This is a genomic window from Neisseria sp. Ec49-e6-T10 (genome assembly GCF_051132615.1).
Lineage (GTDB): Bacteria > Pseudomonadota > Gammaproteobacteria > Burkholderiales > Neisseriaceae.
This window is the reverse complement of sequence record NZ_CP152375.1, coordinates 761,957-778,082: the sequence shown is the minus strand read 5'-3', so window position 1 is coordinate 778,082 and position 16,126 is coordinate 761,957. Positions and strand designations below refer to the sequence as shown.

The following is a 16,126-nucleotide window of genomic DNA, read 5'->3' as shown; positions in this document are numbered from 1 at the left end:
TGATTAAATTAACGTATTATGTTATAACCACTCTTTATAATTGTAAAGAGTGGTTAATAAGGGTACAATAATGTACCTTGGTTGAGGATATTAAGAAAATAAACCAATGCTATCAATGTCATAGATTAATTGTTGTGGGGCACGTTTCCCGCTCCAAGTCTTCATCTATGGAGCGTCATTAAGGTCTATAAGCCCTTAAATTCAAACAAGTTTTACCCAATATTCAGTCCATTAACCGACACTAAAATATACCCCCAACCACAACTAATTTGTACATTAGATTGTACATCGGTACTTTTTAATTGTACATCGGCTCTAAGCCTTATCCAACAAGGTGTTTGTCTATATTCATCTAACCCTTTCCATGGCTGTTTAACCACATATCCCCCCATCCAAGCAACAATATTAATCCCCCTATGCGACCCTTACAGGTACAGTCTTTTAGCCAATAATAAGTATAGATTTAAGTATATGGACGACTATTTTAGTCCAGAGCGTTGTACATCAACTTGTACATCAGCGTTTTTTACCACCTTTTGATGTACAAAATTTAATGAAATATACAAACTCCCTTGACAAGTAAACGGTCGTTTACTACCATGTGGTAAACGGTCGTTTACCACAAAGGAAGAATATCGTTGTCAAATACAAAGGAAAAAATCCTATTTGTCGCACTCCGTTTGTTTGCTCAGAATGGTTATGAAGCCGTTTCAATCAGTGCGATTGCCGGAGAACTTGGAATGACAAAGGGAGCGCTATATAAGCACTATAAGAATAAGCGAGACATATTTGATAGCATTTTTGAACGAGTGTACCAAGAAGATATTGTCTTAGCTGAAAAATACGGCATACCAGAAGGTGAATTTGAAGAAATGCCATCTGCATTCAAGAACGTTTCTTTGGAAAGTCTTAAAAATTACATTGAAGCAGTATTCCGTATTTGGCTTGAAAATGAATTGTTTCGTAATTTTCGCAAAATGCTGACATTGGAACAGTATAGAAGCCCTGAAATGGGGGATTTATACCAAAAATGTGTTGGACAAGTCAGTTATATTGAAGACCTGTTTCGTGGGATGTTGCAACGAGGCGTCTTGAAAGAAAACGACCCGAAGTTGCTTGCTCTGGAGTTTTTGGCTCCGTATCACTTTCTGCTTAATATGATGATAGTGAATGAATCAGCAGACATAGAGGAAGCTTCTAATCTTTTAACCGCGCATATAGAGCGGTTTATAGAGCTCAATGCCACGAATAAAACATAATATAGGAGTAAAATAATGCCGGACAAACAATTATCTGTGCTTGATTTGATTATAGAAAGTCATGTCGGCTTGCAGCGGCAGGGACCGGGCAGTTCAGAAATGACCCTCAAAGCACTAAGTTTTCTGGATAATACCGACCAAATTTCGCAGATAGTGGATTTAGGTTGTGGAAGTGGTGGGCAAACAATGGTTCTAGCCCAAAATCTGGCTGGCAGTATTACTGGCGTGGATATCAGCCCTGATTTAATCAATGTATTTAACGACAACGCAAAAAAAATAAACCTCCAAGAAAGAGTGAAAGGCGTTGTTGGTACAATCGAAGAGCTCTCTTTTCTAAAAGGGGAATTTGACCTTGTATGGTCAGAAGGAGTAATAGACAGCATAGGCTTTGAAAAAGCATTGGCTTATTGGAACGGCTTTCTAAAGAAAAATGGCTATGTTGTTGTAACGTGTCCTTCATGGCTTACTGATGAACATCCTACGGTAATTGAAAAATTCTGGAGTGATGTTGGAAGCAAGCTAGATACAATAGGACATAATATTTCAAGTATGCAAAAAGCTGGTTATAGTTTTATTGCTGCGTTTACATTGCCTGAAAAATGTTGGACAGACAACTATTTTATTCCACGAGGAGCAGCAGAAAAAGCGCTTTTAGAGAAATACGCCGGCAATAAAACCGTAGAGGCATATGTTAAAGAAGCAAGACACGAAGTAGATCTGTATTCAGAATACAAACAGTTTTATGGCTATGTTTTCTATATTGGCAGAAAAATATAAATACTATTGAATTTGTTTAAATTGGCTTTGACTCATTTGTTGTCTCTTTAAGTGGATTTCAATAGATTTGAATAAAATACAAAAAGGGGCAAAATCCCCTTTTTTATAGGCTTATATTAAATACCAAAAAGTGTTTGTTGATTGTGCTTTTATTTTTTAAGTATTCTTTTTAAGTAGGAAATATCTAATAAATTCACTGTTTCAAAAATGCCTTTATAAAACACAGCACAATTATTAAAGACACAAGGCAATTCTTTGGCTTTTTGTAATGCATCAGTCACGATAAATCAACATAGTTGATAAATCTTTAGGTTTTATTTTCTTTATAGTCTAAGAATCTATGCTAACAGCTCTCTATTTACATCGCCTATCTGATAGAATTCTTTAAAAACTTTAATAACTAAAGAAAAGTCGGTGACGGTTGATGCTTTTGCATAAGGCTCTCCAAGTATTGAAATAAACTCTTGAGAGCCTGAATTATCATTGAATGTTCTTACTTCAATATCCCCATCGTCCATAAGCGTAGCAAATAAGATCAAATACCTTTTATTATCAGAATAAAGAGTCATATTATAAGGTTTTAAGTTTTCTTCTTGATCATTGGATAGAGTAAGAGTTCCGTCGTAATCTTGGAAATAACTTAAATAATTAATAATTTTTTCTAAAGGCGGGTTATTAGTTAATGGTAGCCTAATGCTTTCTCCATTTATTCTGTAACCACCTACAATTTCATAATTAATTATCATTTTTTAACCTCTTGGATTGATTTCATACCAGAACTCCAGAGATAATGCCTTGTTATCCCAGAGTCTTGATCAAAAGCTGTGATCGTAACAGATTTCGCTTTGGCTGCTTCTGCTGCTGCGGCAATATCACCTTTCCAATAGTTACAAACATCCTATGCTAATAGCTCTCTATTTACATCATCTGTCTGATAGAATTCTTTAAAAACTTTAATGACTAAAGAAAAGTCGGTGACAGTTGATGCTTTTGCATAAGGCTCTCCAAGTATTGAAATAAACTCTTGAGAGCCTGAATTGTCATTGAATGTTCTTACTTCAATATCCCCATCATCCATAAGCGTAGCAAATAAGATCAAATACCTTTTATTATCAGAATAAAGAGTCATTTCATAAGGTTTTAAGTTTTCTTCTTGATCATTGGATAATACTAATATTCCATCGGAATTATTTAAAATATCTAAATATTTTTCTAATTTTTCAATTGAAGGCGCTTTTTCTAAAGGTAATTGAGTTCTTGTGCCATTTTTTAAAAAATACCCACCTAATTCAAATTTTGACATTATTTTCTTATCTCCTTCAATGTTGTCATACCAGGCTCCCATGTGTACGTTTTTGGTGCGCCTGTTTTATTATCAACAGCATAAATAGTAATTGATTTAGCGCCTGTTACCTCTGCTGCTGCGGCAATATCTCCTTTACAATAACCACAAATATCCTTACCAGTTACATTAATTTTCAAATCTGCTCCTTTAGCCAATCCAGCATTATGAGCTTGTTGTATCGCGCCTATTTCTGCATGAGCATTAGCCATATTACCATTAGGTAAAGGTAAATTGTTTGTTTTCCCTTTATCTATTAATAGTTGTTCCTTTGCTAATATTCTCTCTGCTATTAAAGTTGGCGTATTTTCATTGGCTAACTCAATTGGTCTTGCTTTTTGATTTGTATCCTTGAATTTGTGACCATTGACTTCTAATTCTGCAACTACTGTAGGTTTTATTTTATCTAAATTCAAACTTAACGTGTCTTTTACGGTCTGAACTTCTTTAGATTTTAAATTTAATTTTGGTGAGGTATGTTGGGGAGAAACGACTTCTATTTTTGCGCCTATTCCTCCTATTTGATATCTCATTGCTCCAGTAGGCAAAGCAATAGGTTTTACAGTGACCCCATAACCACCATATCTTGTCGCTGCTTTACCCATCGCCAAACCCGCAGTGACACCACCCGCCAATTCGGCAAAGTCTCCATTTCGTCCTTGCATCAATGCTGTGGTGCCGTGATAACTGGTTACTCCTATACCTGTAATGGGGTTACTTTGTAACAAGAGTTCTGTTTGTGAGGTGCCATTTTTATATGCCTCGGCTGTGCCACTTTTCATGTCAGGTAACCACATATCGGCACCTTGTTTATTGCCAACATAATTGTAAGTGACCGCAGCACCAGCCATAGCCATATCCCTGACTTGTAATACGGGTTCAACCACAAAGCCTTTTGCACCATTCACCAATCCACGACTAAAGCGTTCACCATAATTGCCTGATTGCCTATATTCAGTGGGTAAGTATTGATTGACCAATACGCGGTGTTTGAGTTGGTCTTCAAAAGAATTACGCGCTAATGATTCTTGAGGTTTAAATAAACCGCTTAATAGCTCATTGGTTTTTTGTTGTTCGAGGTTCTGTTTTTGCTGTTGTTGAATCTGTGCCTGAATACTGTCAATTTGTTGGTTGATTGTGCTTTGGCTACTTATTCGCTGTTTAGCGAACTGTTCGTTTTCTTTTAACTGTTCAGGTGTATAAATACTGGGATCATAGTGATATTCTTTATTTGGCTGAATATTGGGTACCAGATGTTGATGTGTGTCTTTAAGCTGAATATCTTTAACTTGTCCTGAACGGTATAAATGCCCCAACGCAGCCTCTGGGTGATTGGGGTCTAATTGTTTGGCAATCGCCATGCCACTGTCGCCATTCTTAGCAATAGCAGTGCGTATGCTTTGTTCGGGTTCTTTTTCGGGTACAGATACAGTTTGATTAATATCTTCTTTAGTCTGATTTTGCGCCAGAATAGCCTGAGGGTCTAATTTAATGCTTTTATTATAAGCCCCAACGACTAAATGCATCTGTTCATGATTGATATCGACATAAGTGACTTTAGGCGGACGCCCTGCAAAGTCATCAATAGCAAAGCCAACTGCTTGCATTAAAGTCTGCTGCTCTTTGGGGTTAAAGATCGATAGTTTATCTTTCACGTCAAAGATATCGATGAGTTTATTGATTTCATTTAACCGTTTAGGTTCAGGTAAAGGTCGCTCTAATAGGTTTGGTTGTTGTTCAGCTTGTTATTGCGTTAGAATTTGACGAATATCGATATGAGCAGCCACATTATTGTGGATATGGGCAATCAGATGATTGCCATCTTTGGATAGCCCGACTCCATCAATTTTATCAAAATGCTTCTTTTTAGCGACTTCTACCGCTAAAGCTTCGGTTAATTGTTTTTGTTGCTCCTCATTAAACCCTTTAAGCAAGTTATTTTGATTGAGATGATTTTGTACATCTTCGATTGCTTCGGGGAGCTTTTGCCCTATACGCTGCTGTTCTTCTTGCTCTCGCTGCCAGCGTTGCTGTTGCAAGATTTCCAAGTCAATTTCTAGGGGTGGGCGTTCCATGAAGTAATAAGATAGAGGAGGGATAAATAACAAGCCAGATTGTATAATAGCTTATATGCAGTATGGTTTGAAAAATAGAAAAACAATCAAATTAAACTCACTTATGCTGTATTGATACAACGCTTATTCTAAGCGTAAGGATATAATTTGTTAATCATTGCTTACTGTCATTGTTATATATCTTTAATAAAAATAAAACTTAATTTTCTTTTACTTACTAATGGCTGTTTCTGTTTTAGCTCTTTTTGCGCTATATCCTAGCCAATAACTAGGCCAACGATTACCTACACCAAAGTTGTTAACAATCAAAGCCACTAGAACCAATAAAATTGAACCTAATAGCACTGGTGTGAATAAAAAACTATAATCATGAATCCCTGACATGATGATCAAAATCGGATTGGCACCAGCAGGAGCATGTACTACTCTAAGAGCCTGCATAGCGGCAATAGCTAAACCCACTGCAATAGCGATACACCAAACGCCATCTCCAAATGTATTGATCATGACAAGCCCAATTAATGCTGAGACAAAATGTCCTCCAATAACACTTCTAGGCTGTGCCAGTGGTGCTTTAGGAAGAGCAAACAACAGAACACATGTCGCCCCAAATGGTGCCATAATTGCGAGTGTTCCATGTGACTGAGTGACAATTAATAGAACTAAAATACCCAGAGTTCCCCCAACAAAGCCCTTTGTTACCGCAGCGATGTTTGGTCTTGGTTGAATCTTTTCTCCACCTTTGAATTTTCGTAACATAGTATGTTCCTTATTTTTACCCTGAAAAGAGTGTTTAATTTCTAAAAGTATTCAGTATTGATTATTTAATAAATAAAAGTAAACGATAATGGTTATAGAATATATTATTAGTTATTATTAATGTCAATATTTATATAAAAATAGTCTATGTAGGATAGTTATGATAAGATTAGAGAATGTTATTGTTATGTATAGACCCATTAATATGAAGCAAAAATTAGATATTCGGGAAAGTATCCTTAATGCAGCAGAGTCACTATTCAATGAAAATGGCTATTTCCCTGTCAGTCTTGAATCAGTTGCGGAGAGTGCTGATGTCTCAAAGAGGACATTGTATAAATATTTTGGCGATAAAAATGGCTTAGTCAAAGAGGTTTTAATAAGAAGAGACTCTTATTTTAATGATGCTTTGACTAATGTTATGGCTGTTTTTAGTGAACCAAAAGATAAAATAAATGCCATTGTGTCGTGGCATATACGCTGGTTCAATAGTGAGCATTATCGAGGCTGTATGTTTTTACGTGCTCAATCAGAATATAGAGACAGAGTGCCAGAGATTCAAAAAGTTGTCCGAGAACATAAAGTAAATGTAAAACGTTTAATTTTGGATAGTTTGGGACAAGGTGAAACAGCGGAAGAAACCGCTCATATGATTATGCTTTTATTAGAGGGCATGATTACATACACAATGATATTTACCCCCAAAGATGATAGTTTTGCCGTTGAGAAAAAGTATATTTTCAGTTTAGTTGATCAAGCATTAATGTAGGATAATATGGAAAATTTATATGTTTTCAAAGCTGTTTAATTACATGGTAAATTATTTAAAAAAATAGATACTTAGTAGAGTAAAAATAATTTTTGTTGTAAAGCAAAATCAATAAGGATAACATTATGTACCTTGGTTGAGGATATTAAGAAAATAAACCAATACTATCAACGTCATAGATAGGCTGTTGCTGAGATCGTTTCCCGCTCCAGTTTTTCTTTCATTAAAGCTTATAGCCTTTTACTAAGATCCACAAAAATAAGCATAGTTTACTTAAATTTAAGTTTGATAACTTAACAAGAGTAAAAGTTTCATTTCGTATAGTGATTATTGTTTCGGTTTTGTTACCCACCAAAAAATAAAGGCTATGATGCTAAAAACCATTCCCAATGAACTGACTGCCTTCCAACCCCAAAGTACATACACACTCGTTGCAGTAATGGCTCCTAATGCACTTCCGATAGAGTAAAAAAACATGTAAATACCAACTAAACGACTTTGAGCATGAGAGTTGGTTGCAAATATTAAACTTTGATTCGTTACATGAACAGCTTGTACTGCAAAATCTAATATGACAACACCAATAATAAGCATAATTAATGATATATATAATGAACCAATCGCCATCCAAGAAATGATTAAGAGTATTAAAGAGAAACCTGTAACTTTTTGTTCTATGCCTTGATCTGCCCATTTGCCTGCTTTTGTCGCCGCTAAAGCACCAAACATTCCAGCTAAACCAAATAAGCCAATTTGTGTATGAGACAACAAAAACGGTTCTGTGCTTAAAGGCAACACCATGGCACTCCACAATACACTAAAAGAAGCAAAAATGAGTAAAGCTAATATACCTCTTACCTGTAGCGTTTTTTCAGTAAGCAATAAATGAAACGCAGAAGATATAAGCTTAATATAAGAATGGCTTGTTTGTTGATCCTGATATTTGGGCATGACATACAGAAGTAATATACTCATTAAAAATATTAATATCGCTGAAAAATAATAAACCGCTCGCCACCCGACTAGGTCGGCTACGGCACCAGAAAACAAACGAGCCAATAAAATACCCAATACCACACCGCTAGTCACGATACCAATTGCTTGACCGCGTTGTTCAGCATTTGCCAAGACGGCTGTATATGCAACTAAAACCTGTACAACAACAGCCATACACCCCACTATAGTCATCGCACTTAAAAATAACCACAAGTTTGATGCTAAGCCAGTTACAACTAACGCTAAAATTAATAGTAACATTTGCCCAATGATTAAACGTTTTCGATTTAATAAATCACCCAATGGTACAATAAATAATAACCCCAATGCATAACCTATTTGTGTCATGGTCACAACAATACCAATGGAGCTAGCAGGGATATCGAGAGAATGAGCGATTAAATCCAGAAGAGGTTGGGCAAAATAGACATTGGCTACTGCTAGCCCACTTGTTATGGCAAATAATAAAATGATTGAAGGAGCCAACCCCTTTTGATCATTAGTCATCAAATCTGTTTTTTTCATTAGATAACGCATCATATGTTCCTTGATTTTTGGTTTTAAAATGAAACCACTTTGTTGATTATTACTTAAATTGGTTTTAAAATGCAACTACTTTTGATGCGTAACAATTTAAGGGATATGATTCATGACACAAAAAAAACAAGTTGAATTAAGTGAATGCCCTGTTGCCAGAGCATTAGAGGTGATTGGGGATAAATGGACATTGATGATTATTCGTGATGCATTTGATGGTATTAAACGTTTTGGTGAGTTCCAAAAAAACTTGGGATTGGCTAAAAATATTTTATCGGTACGATTAAAATCATTAACTTCATTAGGTTTATTGGAAATACTTCCCGCATCAGATGGGAGTGCTTATAAGGAATATGCTTTAACAGAAAAAGGGCGCGATCTTTTTCCTATTATTGTGGTTTTTCGTCAATGGGGAGAAAAGTATATGTTTGAGGTAGGAGAAAAATTGTCCATATTAGTGGATACTAAAAATAGTAAGCCCCTGAATATCATAAGAGTGCAGTCAAGCACTGGAATGTTAATAACACCACAAGATTGTCATAGAAATGTCATTATAAAAAAATAAAGATTTTTCAATACTGTTATAGAAAATACAGCATATTTTTTATCTTCAGCAGGAAATATTTCTTTTATAGAATGGGGTATAAATTTGATTCAATAAAACATAAATCAGCACTGAGAGTAGGGCTGACAATCGCTTGAGTTTACCTTTTAGTTTTTGTATTGATTATTTCTTTGCCAGTTCATAATACTTAAAATGAAAGCAAAAATAATCAATAAACCACTGATATATTTGTATCTCATAGGTGTTTCTTTGTGGTTTTATTATAAATTTTTAATATTTTATATTTGGTATATAGTTTGATAAATTTGGTCAGATAGAATTTGGATTGGTAAAAATTGAGATTTATGGGAATAGAATAGATGAAGACATTTCACAATTATATAAGCAAATAATTAAAAAAGTACTTAATTGAAATTTTATCCTTTTTGTTTTATAAAAAAATAATAGAGTCAGATATTACTGTCTATGTGAAAAGAGAAAAGAACCTAAGCACGCACTAAATAGTTGGGCGATAGAACATGAATGATCATGTAAAACAAGAGAAAGTGGAGCTAATTAATATTCGTTCCTATGGCTGATCAAGGCTATTTTATGATGCGTAATACTATTTACTTATTGAGTTAAAAATAGCTCTCATATAATTCATCAGCAAATACATGATCAGAGATTTGTCCATTTTGATCATAATTGATTTTTTCCAGTAGAATGCCATCTTCAAATAACATCTGTTTTATTAACAGGCCATCTTTGTTCCATCTTTCCCAGAAACCATCTGGATGATCATTTAAATATTGTCCTTGTTGGTGTTTTTGTCCATTGTCATGCTAAACAATATGTGTACCTTCTCGTTTTCCATTAATATAATTCAACTCCTCCTTCTTTTGTTCTTTTGAATGCCAAGATGTTTCAACGCCATGTTTTTTACCATTATGATAATGAACAATCCCAGATTTAAACCCTCTAGCATCCCATTGAATTTTTGCGCCTTCATTGGGTACAATGTCTAATATTTGTAGTGAGACGTTGTTCACTCTGTATGGGTCAGTGTATTTAATTTCATGTGTAGATGACAAATCTTCTTTACAAACACGGAGCAAATCCATCACATAGCTGTCTTTAATATAAAAGTCTTGAATAAGGTGGCTGCCATCTGGGTAATTTTTTAATATTTTTCTATAAATAAGCGGTTTTTCATCAGCCTCAACAAGGGTGCCCCCTCCAGCAAAATAGGCAACAATTTGTTCTGATGTTTCATCAATATCTGCTATATCGTTGGCTGAAGCAGCAAAAGATAACAGAAACAACGTAGATAAAAATATTTTTTTAAACACAATATATTATTTCTTAACTAGACGCGCCAAAGTTTACCTTTATATTGCAGAAATAAGTAGAATTTCAAGTATTGTTTTGATAGGTTTTTTGTAATGAATCAAAAAAAATCATGACTTAAAGCCTCTAATTCTGTTTATGCAGTCAAAAATATATTTAATTTGAAGCAGAACAGAGGGAAAGTGACCGTTTTTAAATGGACAGTGTAAATATTTTGAATATCGTAAAATAATAGATATTATTGTTGATGAGCATTCCTATTATTAGTCACTATTGTGGACATACCGTTTAGAGTGGTTTATGTTATGTGTTAATTCGTTATTAGGGGTAGATTATGCTAAAAGCCATAACCACAACCGCACACCAAAATTATGGTATTTTTCCAACCTTTCCCAAAGGAGTACCAGTTCAAATTAAAGGTGATGATCAAGAAGCGCAAGACTGGTACCCTTGTGATATTCAAGGGCATGAGGCTTATGTCTATAAATATCTTTTAGATGAGCAAAACTGCTTACTGATTGATTACAACCCAACTGAATTGGATATTGATGCCAATATGCCTTTAGATGTGCTTGGTGTATATGGTGCTTGGCTTTATGTTCAAGATGAGCAACAAGCTAAAAAAGGTTGGATACCCGCCGAAAAAGTGACCACATTTAATGTAGACAGATAGTTTAAGCAAAGTTTAAAAGCAACTAAATTATGCTACACTAATGAGAAACCAAATAGTTTAAGAGTATATTCATGGATATAAAACTTGCCAAAAATGATAAACGTTATATAGAAGGTACGGACGATGTGTATGGCATCATGCAACGCATTTTATTACGTGAAAACAAAATAGACCAAGAAAAAGAACATTTTTGGATTATTGGCATGAATCAGGCAGGCTATATCCTTTATATCGAACTGATTGCGTTGGGCACATTTAAATCGGTTGATGTGGAACCGATGAATGTGTTTCGTGTGGCGGTGATGAAAAACGCCTCTCGTGTTATTGCGGTACACAATCACCCATCTGGTGGCTTAAAACCATCCGATGCAGATAAAGAGGTAACCGATCGCTTAATTCAAGTAGGACGTATTTTAAATATCGAACTTGTTGACCATTTGATTATTACCCCTCTTTCTTATTCGAGTTTTAAATCTAACGGTATTATGGATGAGTTGGAGAAAAGCTTAAAGTATGTGCCCACTTATCAAGTTGTGGAGCAAATTCGCAAGGAAGAGAAAGCAATTGCTAGAGAAAAACTGAAGTCAGAGAAAGATAAAACTAAAGCTGCTCAGGAACAGACAAAGATGCTTGCTAACGCTTTGCTTGATAAAGGGGTTGATGTAGAAACTATTGCGAAGATTATGGAAATTACACCAAGACAGGTCAAACAGATTGTTAACAGGGAAGACTAATTAGGGAATCTGTAAATATAGAGCTTTCATAAGGGTAAGTATTTTTATATTACTGGCTTGGTTTAACTCTTTTTTTAAGCTGACAGTCGTCGGTTAAGAGCGAGAAGCTGAATAATAAGTAGCGTTATGTTTGCATTGGATATCAGAGTTACAACGAAAGTATCACAAATAGACTTGGATATTAACCATCAGTCAGCAGGTCATTACTATTATCACTTCTGATAATCCGTCTTCAGAGTTTGTCCTAAAGCACACATATTGTTGTTTGATGGGATATGTGACGCTTTTACAGCGACATATAGGTGAGGATAAGGCGTTGTTGTCCCAACGAGAGAAGGTCTATCAAGCGGCGAGAGGCTCCAATCCGACACGTTGGTTAGTGCAGTCGTGAAACTGGCAATGGCTGAATAACGTCATGCTCAATCCAGAGCGGGAAAACAGGCCGTATAAACTAATCTGGGGCGACAACTATCTTGAAAACCCTCGAATAGTTTCAATTTTTTTCAATTGGGAACTGAAATTAAATTTTTTTGTATTTAATATTTGAGCTAACAATAATTTTGAGCCTACAAGTTCAAAAAACGGATATTTTAATTTGATAAGGAAAATAAGGAAATGTTGAATAATAACTTTACGAGTGTAGTCTCTGTTCTTCACGTGAATGATTTCAACGGAGCTGTTGAATGGTATTCCAAATGGCTTGGACGTAAGCCAGATGTTACACCTGATGAGGGAATCGCCGAATGGCAGTTGGCAGAAAATGCTTGGATTCAAGTGTCGGTTGCTCCTGAACCAAGCCTTGCAGGTAAATCATTTGTAGTTTGCGGTGTCCACAATATCGAAGCACAGAGGGCAATTTGTCAAGATGCTGGTGTTATCGCTAGCGAAACACAGGATCTAGGATTCATAAAGCTTGCGCAAGTCAACGATCCAGCCGGAAACACCGTGATGTTCGTCCAAGAAATGTAGAGCAGTCTTGATTAGCGAAGTGAATTCTTAGTGAGGAGATGTGTTTCAGAACATTGAAGTTGGCATTTGGAGAAAGTTTATTTTTTGCTATTTAAATTAAATTTAAATAGCAAAAAAGTAAGATAGTCATTATTGAAGTAAAGTTGGGGAAACTAGAATTACATTTTAGATTTTAATTATAAAGGCATTTTTTTCAGTAACTCATTTATTATCTTTTTATCTTCTGGATGGAATTTTAGATATTTCTCACAAGCTAATTTAACATAGTGATAGCAAGTTTCTTCACTAACTATAATTTCATCTTCATCAGTTGGTGGATAACCTATAGAAAATTGAACGCCCTCAAAATGCTCTTCTTCATCATAACTATTCATATCTGAAAAATGACAGTATGCACCATCAATTGTATATTTTGTGTTTATTTCTAAACAATAAATATAGAAAAAATATTATGGTTTTAACTCAAAAGTGATCATTACATTTCCTGCACCTAAGGCATGTTCTAACCCTGATGGGTTATGAATCGAGCCTAGTCGTGTATAACTATATGGTGTTGTAAATGTTTTATAAAAAAGCACAACGGTATCTGATCCCCAAAGCATAAGATCACCTTTTTGAATCGTTTTTGGATTAGAGGCATTTTTAGGCAGTGATGTTGGTAAGTCATGGCACTTTTCATTCTGATTTACGTCTCGCATATTGATCGTCATGGGGAGCATTTGTTTAAAAGCTTTTGTTGTTTGATTATCTTCTAGTGTTGCTGTAAACGTAGCAGAGCCTACTGTAATTTGAATGTTCATGTTCTCTGGTTTTGCCTGATTTTCTGGTATTGTTGAAGTAGGTTCTGATGGAAAATCATTGCTTGAATGGCAGGCTTCTATATTCAACAGAAGAGCAATTGATAATAGTATGGTGAATAATCGTTTCATGGTTGATAACCTTAGTTTATGCTTAATTTATTCGCTCAATATTTGATGCGATATTGATTATATAGTAGAGTCAAACAATAAATTGATTGAGCATTGCTACAAATAACAGCGCTAAATCTATTCAGTAGCAATGCTTTATTATTCTGGTTTAGACATCATAAGCTTTTACTCAAACAAAGTGCTTAAGGTGATCATCTATTGATCTTTTTGTTGGCCAGATAGCGGTTAAAAAGCTGGCTACACTCATGGAAGTATCTTTTTGTTTCAGGTGCGTCGCTGTTCATTAAATATTGAGCATGTGATAACCCTTCAAACACAAGTAAGTCTGCAATCACGCCTTCTTCTCGTAATTTTAAGTGCATTCTTACGGTGTTACTTAAAAATAGATCCCGTGTGCCTGTCACGAGCAAGGTTGGCGGAAGCCCTTTTACATCACCATAAATGGGGGATAACAGCGGGTTTTTGAGCGGTTGTCCATTGGCATAGAGTTTTGCGGCTTCACCCAACCAACCATCATAACTGACCAGTACGTTATCTATCCCTTCATGGGTAAAATACGAGTCTCCAGTTTTACTCATATCGGTCCATGGTGTGCCAACGGCAATAGCTGCGGGTAAAGGTAGACCTTGAGCTTTTGCTTGCAGCATCAAGGCTAGTGTGATGCCGCCACCAGTAGAGGTGCCAAAAACACCGATGTTTTCTGGAGGATATTGTTTCAGGATTTCACGATATGCGACTAGAGCATCATCAATTGCTGCAGGGAAGGGAAAGTCTGGTGGCATGCGGTAATCAATAGAAATGACTTTGATTTGACCGTAACCTGCCATCATAATGGCTTCATCTGTACCTGCTTGACCAGGGTTCAGTACATAACCACCACCATGAAAATGGATCAGAATGCGATTGCTGTTTTCGGGGCGTATTTGTTTGGGTGTGATTAAAAAGCTGGGGACATCGCCAAGCATGGTGGGTTCGACAGAAACCTGCATTTTTTTTTGTAAATGGGGTAATTGTTTCATGCTTGTTTGGGCAATTTGATTGACCCATGTTTTCCATTCAGCAGAGGTTTGTGGGCGATCATGCCAAAAAGGTGTGGGTTGACCCGCAACCAATGGCTTTATTTCAGGACTGACTGTGTCTGGAGTTGGGAAACTGTGTATAGAAACTTGTTGAGCATAAGCATAAGATCCCCAAAAAACAGCCAATATTATTAGGCAATATTTTTTCATTTTTCTTTCTTTCCCCTTTGTTTGTGAACTATTACGGATAATGATAAAGAAGGGGATATCTGGTCAATATCCCCGAATTTTTTGGGTTAAAGTGGTATTTTATTGCAAGTATTGTTTAAAAAATGCATCAAGCTTATTAAATGGAATCAGGTCAACACGGTCATAAAGGTCGACATGACCTGCATTAGGTATAATATATAATTCTTTTGGTTCAGCAGCACGTTTGTAGGCATCTTCACTAAATTCAATTGAGTGTGCCTTTTCACCCGCAATAAACAACATTGGACGAGGAGAAATGGTTTCAATATCATTAAATGGATAAAAGTTCATAAATTTAACATTGCTGCTTAATGTTGGGTGTGTGGTTAATTGTTGAGAGGAACTTTTTGGGGTGAATTCGCCTCTTGGGGTACGATAAAAATCATAGAACTCACGCTCAATTGGGTTTGAATGCTCATTAATTTCATGTACCGTGCCACTGGTGTACTTGGTTTGACCCCCTGTAAATTCAACATAGCGTTGTTGTGCTGCATCAGCAATGATGTTTTTTCTTTGCTCAAGCGTTAAAGAATGGTTGAGCGCATTGCGATTGGCGGCACCCATATCGTACATGCTGACGGTGGCAATGGCTTTTAAACGTGGGTCAATTTTTGCGGCACTGATGGCAAAGCTGCCACTACCACAAATACCAATAACACCAATATTATTTCTGTCAATAAATGGCCTTGTTCCCAGAAAATCAACTGCTGCGCTAAAATCTTCAGCATAAATGTCGGGTGACACGCTGTTACGAGGTTGTCCTTCGCTTTCGCCCCAGAATGATAAATCAATAGACAATGTTACAAAGCCTTGTTCAGCCATTTTTGTGGCATACAGGTTAGCACTTTGCTCTTTTACTGCTCCCATTGGGTGACCTACTATGATTGCTGGGTGTTTGATATTTTGGTTTAACCCTTTAGGTATAAACAAATTACCCACCACTTTCATATTGTATTGGTTTTTAAAGGTAACCTTTTGTACGGTTACTTGATTGCTTGTATAAAAATTATTTGCACCGTAAGACATATCTTGACCTATAGCTGATGTTGATAAAAAAATACCCACTACACCAATCAATGTGGTGATGGCAGACCTAAATTGTAAAAAATGCATCATCTTTTTCATATAACCTCCTTTAACAATAA

Annotated in this window: 21 protein-coding genes; 7 read left to right on the top strand and 14 right to left on the bottom strand. The window is 35.8% G+C overall.

Going from position 1 to position 16,126, the window contains the following annotated elements; all coding sequences use genetic code 11:
• Positions 1-212: 212 nt before the first annotated feature.
• Positions 213-380 carry a hypothetical protein gene (locus tag AADH04_RS03955; protein WP_434778950.1) on the bottom strand — a complete coding sequence of 56 codons (168 nt, stop codon included), beginning with the start codon at positions 378-380 and terminating at the stop codon, positions 213-215.
• 258 nt (positions 381-638) lie between these two features.
• Between AADH04_RS03955 and AADH04_RS03950 the strand changes: the two genes are divergently transcribed.
• Positions 639-1,259 carry a TetR/AcrR family transcriptional regulator gene (locus tag AADH04_RS03950; protein ID WP_434778949.1) on the top strand — a complete coding sequence of 207 codons (621 nt, stop codon included), beginning with the start codon at positions 639-641 and terminating at the stop codon, positions 1,257-1,259.
• 15 nt (positions 1,260-1,274) lie between these two features.
• Positions 1,275-2,036 carry a class I SAM-dependent methyltransferase gene (locus AADH04_RS03945; RefSeq protein WP_434778948.1) on the top strand — a complete coding sequence of 254 codons (762 nt, stop codon included), beginning with the start codon at positions 1,275-1,277 and terminating at the stop codon, positions 2,034-2,036.
• Positions 2,037-2,185: 149 nt separating this feature from the next.
• Here AADH04_RS03945 and AADH04_RS03940 read toward each other — a convergent pair whose 3' ends face one another.
• From AADH04_RS03940 to AADH04_RS03910, 7 genes are all read right to left on the bottom strand, one after another.
• Entirely contained in the window at positions 2,186-2,260 is a 75-nt protein-coding gene (locus AADH04_RS03940) for a hypothetical protein (RefSeq protein ID WP_434779791.1), read from the bottom strand.
• 114 nt (positions 2,261-2,374) lie between these two features.
• On the bottom strand, positions 2,375-2,782 hold the full coding sequence (locus tag AADH04_RS03935; RefSeq protein ID WP_434778947.1) for a DUF6911 family protein: 408 nt from the start codon (positions 2,780-2,782) through the stop codon (positions 2,375-2,377).
• Entirely contained in the window at positions 2,779-2,907 is a 129-nt protein-coding gene (locus AADH04_RS03930; protein ID WP_434779790.1) for a cytidine deaminase-like fold-containing protein, read from the bottom strand. The genes AADH04_RS03935 and AADH04_RS03930 overlap by 4 nt, the downstream gene beginning before the upstream one ends.
• A gap of 27 nt (positions 2,908-2,934) precedes the next feature.
• Positions 2,935-3,339 (bottom strand): DUF6911 family protein, encoded by a 405-nt coding sequence (locus tag AADH04_RS03925; RefSeq protein WP_434778946.1) that lies wholly within the window; start codon positions 3,337-3,339, stop codon positions 2,935-2,937.
• Positions 3,339-5,033, bottom strand: a complete 1,695-nt coding sequence (locus tag AADH04_RS03920; protein ID WP_434778945.1) for a cytidine deaminase-like fold-containing protein — start codon at positions 5,031-5,033, stop codon at positions 3,339-3,341. The genes AADH04_RS03925 and AADH04_RS03920 overlap by 1 nt, the downstream gene beginning before the upstream one ends.
• Positions 5,034-5,123: 90 nt before the next feature.
• Positions 5,124-5,453, bottom strand: coding sequence for a hypothetical protein (locus AADH04_RS03915; protein ID WP_434778944.1), 330 nt, complete (start codon positions 5,451-5,453; stop codon positions 5,124-5,126).
• Between the two features lie 210 nt (positions 5,454-5,663).
• Positions 5,664-6,212: an HPP family protein gene (locus AADH04_RS03910; protein WP_434778943.1), complete on the bottom strand. Its 549-nt coding sequence runs from the start codon at positions 6,210-6,212 to the stop codon at positions 5,664-5,666.
• 205 nt (positions 6,213-6,417) lie between these two features.
• On the opposite strand from AADH04_RS03910, the gene AADH04_RS03905 reads away from it, so the two are divergent.
• On the top strand, positions 6,418-6,981 hold the full coding sequence (locus AADH04_RS03905) for a TetR/AcrR family transcriptional regulator (protein ID WP_434778942.1): 564 nt from the start codon (positions 6,418-6,420) through the stop codon (positions 6,979-6,981).
• 327 nt (positions 6,982-7,308) lie between these two features.
• Here the strand turns inward: AADH04_RS03905 and AADH04_RS03900 are convergent, their stop codons facing one another.
• Positions 7,309-8,502 (bottom strand): MFS transporter, encoded by a 1,194-nt coding sequence (locus AADH04_RS03900; protein ID WP_434778941.1) that lies wholly within the window; start codon positions 8,500-8,502, stop codon positions 7,309-7,311.
• A 124-nt stretch (positions 8,503-8,626) separates the two neighbouring features.
• Here AADH04_RS03900 and AADH04_RS03895 point away from each other — a divergent pair, with 124 nt between their 5' ends.
• A complete protein-coding gene (locus tag AADH04_RS03895) occupies positions 8,627-9,079 on the top strand; it encodes a winged helix-turn-helix transcriptional regulator (RefSeq protein WP_434778940.1) in 453 nt (150 codons plus the stop codon).
• Between the two features lie 824 nt (positions 9,080-9,903).
• On the opposite strand, the gene AADH04_RS03890 is transcribed toward AADH04_RS03895, so the two are convergent.
• Positions 9,904-10,410, bottom strand: a complete 507-nt coding sequence (locus AADH04_RS03890; protein WP_434778939.1) for a toxin-antitoxin system YwqK family antitoxin — start codon at positions 10,408-10,410, stop codon at positions 9,904-9,906.
• A 332-nt stretch (positions 10,411-10,742) separates the two neighbouring features.
• Here AADH04_RS03890 and AADH04_RS03885 point away from each other — a divergent pair, with 332 nt between their 5' ends.
• The 3 genes from AADH04_RS03885 (at position 10,743) to AADH04_RS03875 (ending at position 12,784) form a co-directional block, all read left to right on the top strand.
• Positions 10,743-11,081 (top strand): hypothetical protein, encoded by a 339-nt coding sequence (locus AADH04_RS03885; protein WP_434778938.1) that lies wholly within the window; start codon positions 10,743-10,745, stop codon positions 11,079-11,081.
• Between the two features lie 71 nt (positions 11,082-11,152).
• Complete coding sequence (locus AADH04_RS03880; RefSeq protein ID WP_434778937.1) at positions 11,153-11,815, top strand: JAB domain-containing protein; 663 nt, start codon at positions 11,153-11,155, stop codon at positions 11,813-11,815.
• A 615-nt stretch (positions 11,816-12,430) separates the two neighbouring features.
• Positions 12,431-12,784, top strand: a complete 354-nt coding sequence (locus tag AADH04_RS03875; RefSeq protein ID WP_434778936.1) for a VOC family protein — start codon at positions 12,431-12,433, stop codon at positions 12,782-12,784.
• A 176-nt stretch (positions 12,785-12,960) separates the two neighbouring features.
• Here the strand turns inward: AADH04_RS03875 and cdiI are convergent, their stop codons facing one another.
• The 4 genes from cdiI to AADH04_RS03855 all read right to left on the bottom strand — a co-directional run bounded on the left by cdiI (position 12,961) and on the right by AADH04_RS03855 (position 16,106).
• The gene (gene cdiI, locus AADH04_RS03870; protein WP_434778935.1) at positions 12,961-13,158 is read right to left on the bottom strand and encodes a ribonuclease toxin immunity protein CdiI; all 198 of its coding nucleotides are present in this window, start codon (positions 13,156-13,158) and stop codon (positions 12,961-12,963) included.
• Positions 13,159-13,233: 75 nt separating this feature from the next.
• Entirely contained in the window at positions 13,234-13,713 is a 480-nt protein-coding gene (locus tag AADH04_RS03865) for a cyclophilin-like fold protein (RefSeq protein ID WP_434778934.1), read from the bottom strand.
• 191 nt (positions 13,714-13,904) lie between these two features.
• On the bottom strand, positions 13,905-14,942 hold the full coding sequence (locus AADH04_RS03860) for an alpha/beta hydrolase (RefSeq protein ID WP_434778933.1): 1,038 nt from the start codon (positions 14,940-14,942) through the stop codon (positions 13,905-13,907).
• Positions 14,943-15,041: 99 nt separating this feature from the next.
• A complete protein-coding gene (locus AADH04_RS03855; RefSeq protein WP_434778932.1) occupies positions 15,042-16,106 on the bottom strand; it encodes an alpha/beta hydrolase in 1,065 nt (354 codons plus the stop codon).
• Positions 16,107-16,126: the final 20 nt, after the last annotated feature.

Bases quoted from the DNA above. Each gene is read 5' to 3' on its own strand.
- AADH04_RS03945 (WP_434778948.1), top strand. From the start codon at position 1,275: ATGCCGGACAAACAATTATCTGTGCTTGATTTGATTATAGAAAGTCAT.
- AADH04_RS03935 (WP_434778947.1), bottom strand. From the start codon at position 2,782: ATGATAATTAATTATGAAATTGTAGGTGGTTACAGAATAAATGGAGAA.
- AADH04_RS03880 (WP_434778937.1), top strand. From the start codon at position 11,153: ATGGATATAAAACTTGCCAAAAATGATAAACGTTATATAGAAGGTACG.
- AADH04_RS03910 (WP_434778943.1), bottom strand. From the start codon at position 6,212: ATGTTACGAAAATTCAAAGGTGGAGAAAAGATTCAACCAAGACCAAAC.
- AADH04_RS03875 (WP_434778936.1), top strand. From the start codon at position 12,431: ATGTTGAATAATAACTTTACGAGTGTAGTCTCTGTTCTTCACGTGAAT.
- AADH04_RS03885 (WP_434778938.1), top strand. From the start codon at position 10,743: ATGCTAAAAGCCATAACCACAACCGCACACCAAAATTATGGTATTTTT.
- AADH04_RS03925 (WP_434778946.1), bottom strand. From the start codon at position 3,339: ATGTCAAAATTTGAATTAGGTGGGTATTTTTTAAAAAATGGCACAAGA.
- cdiI (WP_434778935.1), bottom strand. From the start codon at position 13,158: ATGAATAGTTATGATGAAGAAGAGCATTTTGAGGGCGTTCAATTTTCT.
- AADH04_RS03905 (WP_434778942.1), top strand. From the start codon at position 6,418: ATGAAGCAAAAATTAGATATTCGGGAAAGTATCCTTAATGCAGCAGAG.
- AADH04_RS03915 (WP_434778944.1), bottom strand. From the start codon at position 5,453: ATGGAACGCCCACCCCTAGAAATTGACTTGGAAATCTTGCAACAGCAA.
- AADH04_RS03865 (WP_434778934.1), bottom strand. From the start codon at position 13,713: ATGAAACGATTATTCACCATACTATTATCAATTGCTCTTCTGTTGAAT.
- AADH04_RS03900 (WP_434778941.1), bottom strand. From the start codon at position 8,502: ATGAAAAAAACAGATTTGATGACTAATGATCAAAAGGGGTTGGCTCCT.
- AADH04_RS03895 (WP_434778940.1), top strand. From the start codon at position 8,627: ATGACACAAAAAAAACAAGTTGAATTAAGTGAATGCCCTGTTGCCAGA.
- AADH04_RS03860 (WP_434778933.1), bottom strand. From the start codon at position 14,942: ATGAAAAAATATTGCCTAATAATATTGGCTGTTTTTTGGGGATCTTAT.
- AADH04_RS03855 (WP_434778932.1), bottom strand. From the start codon at position 16,106: ATGAAAAAGATGATGCATTTTTTACAATTTAGGTCTGCCATCACCACA.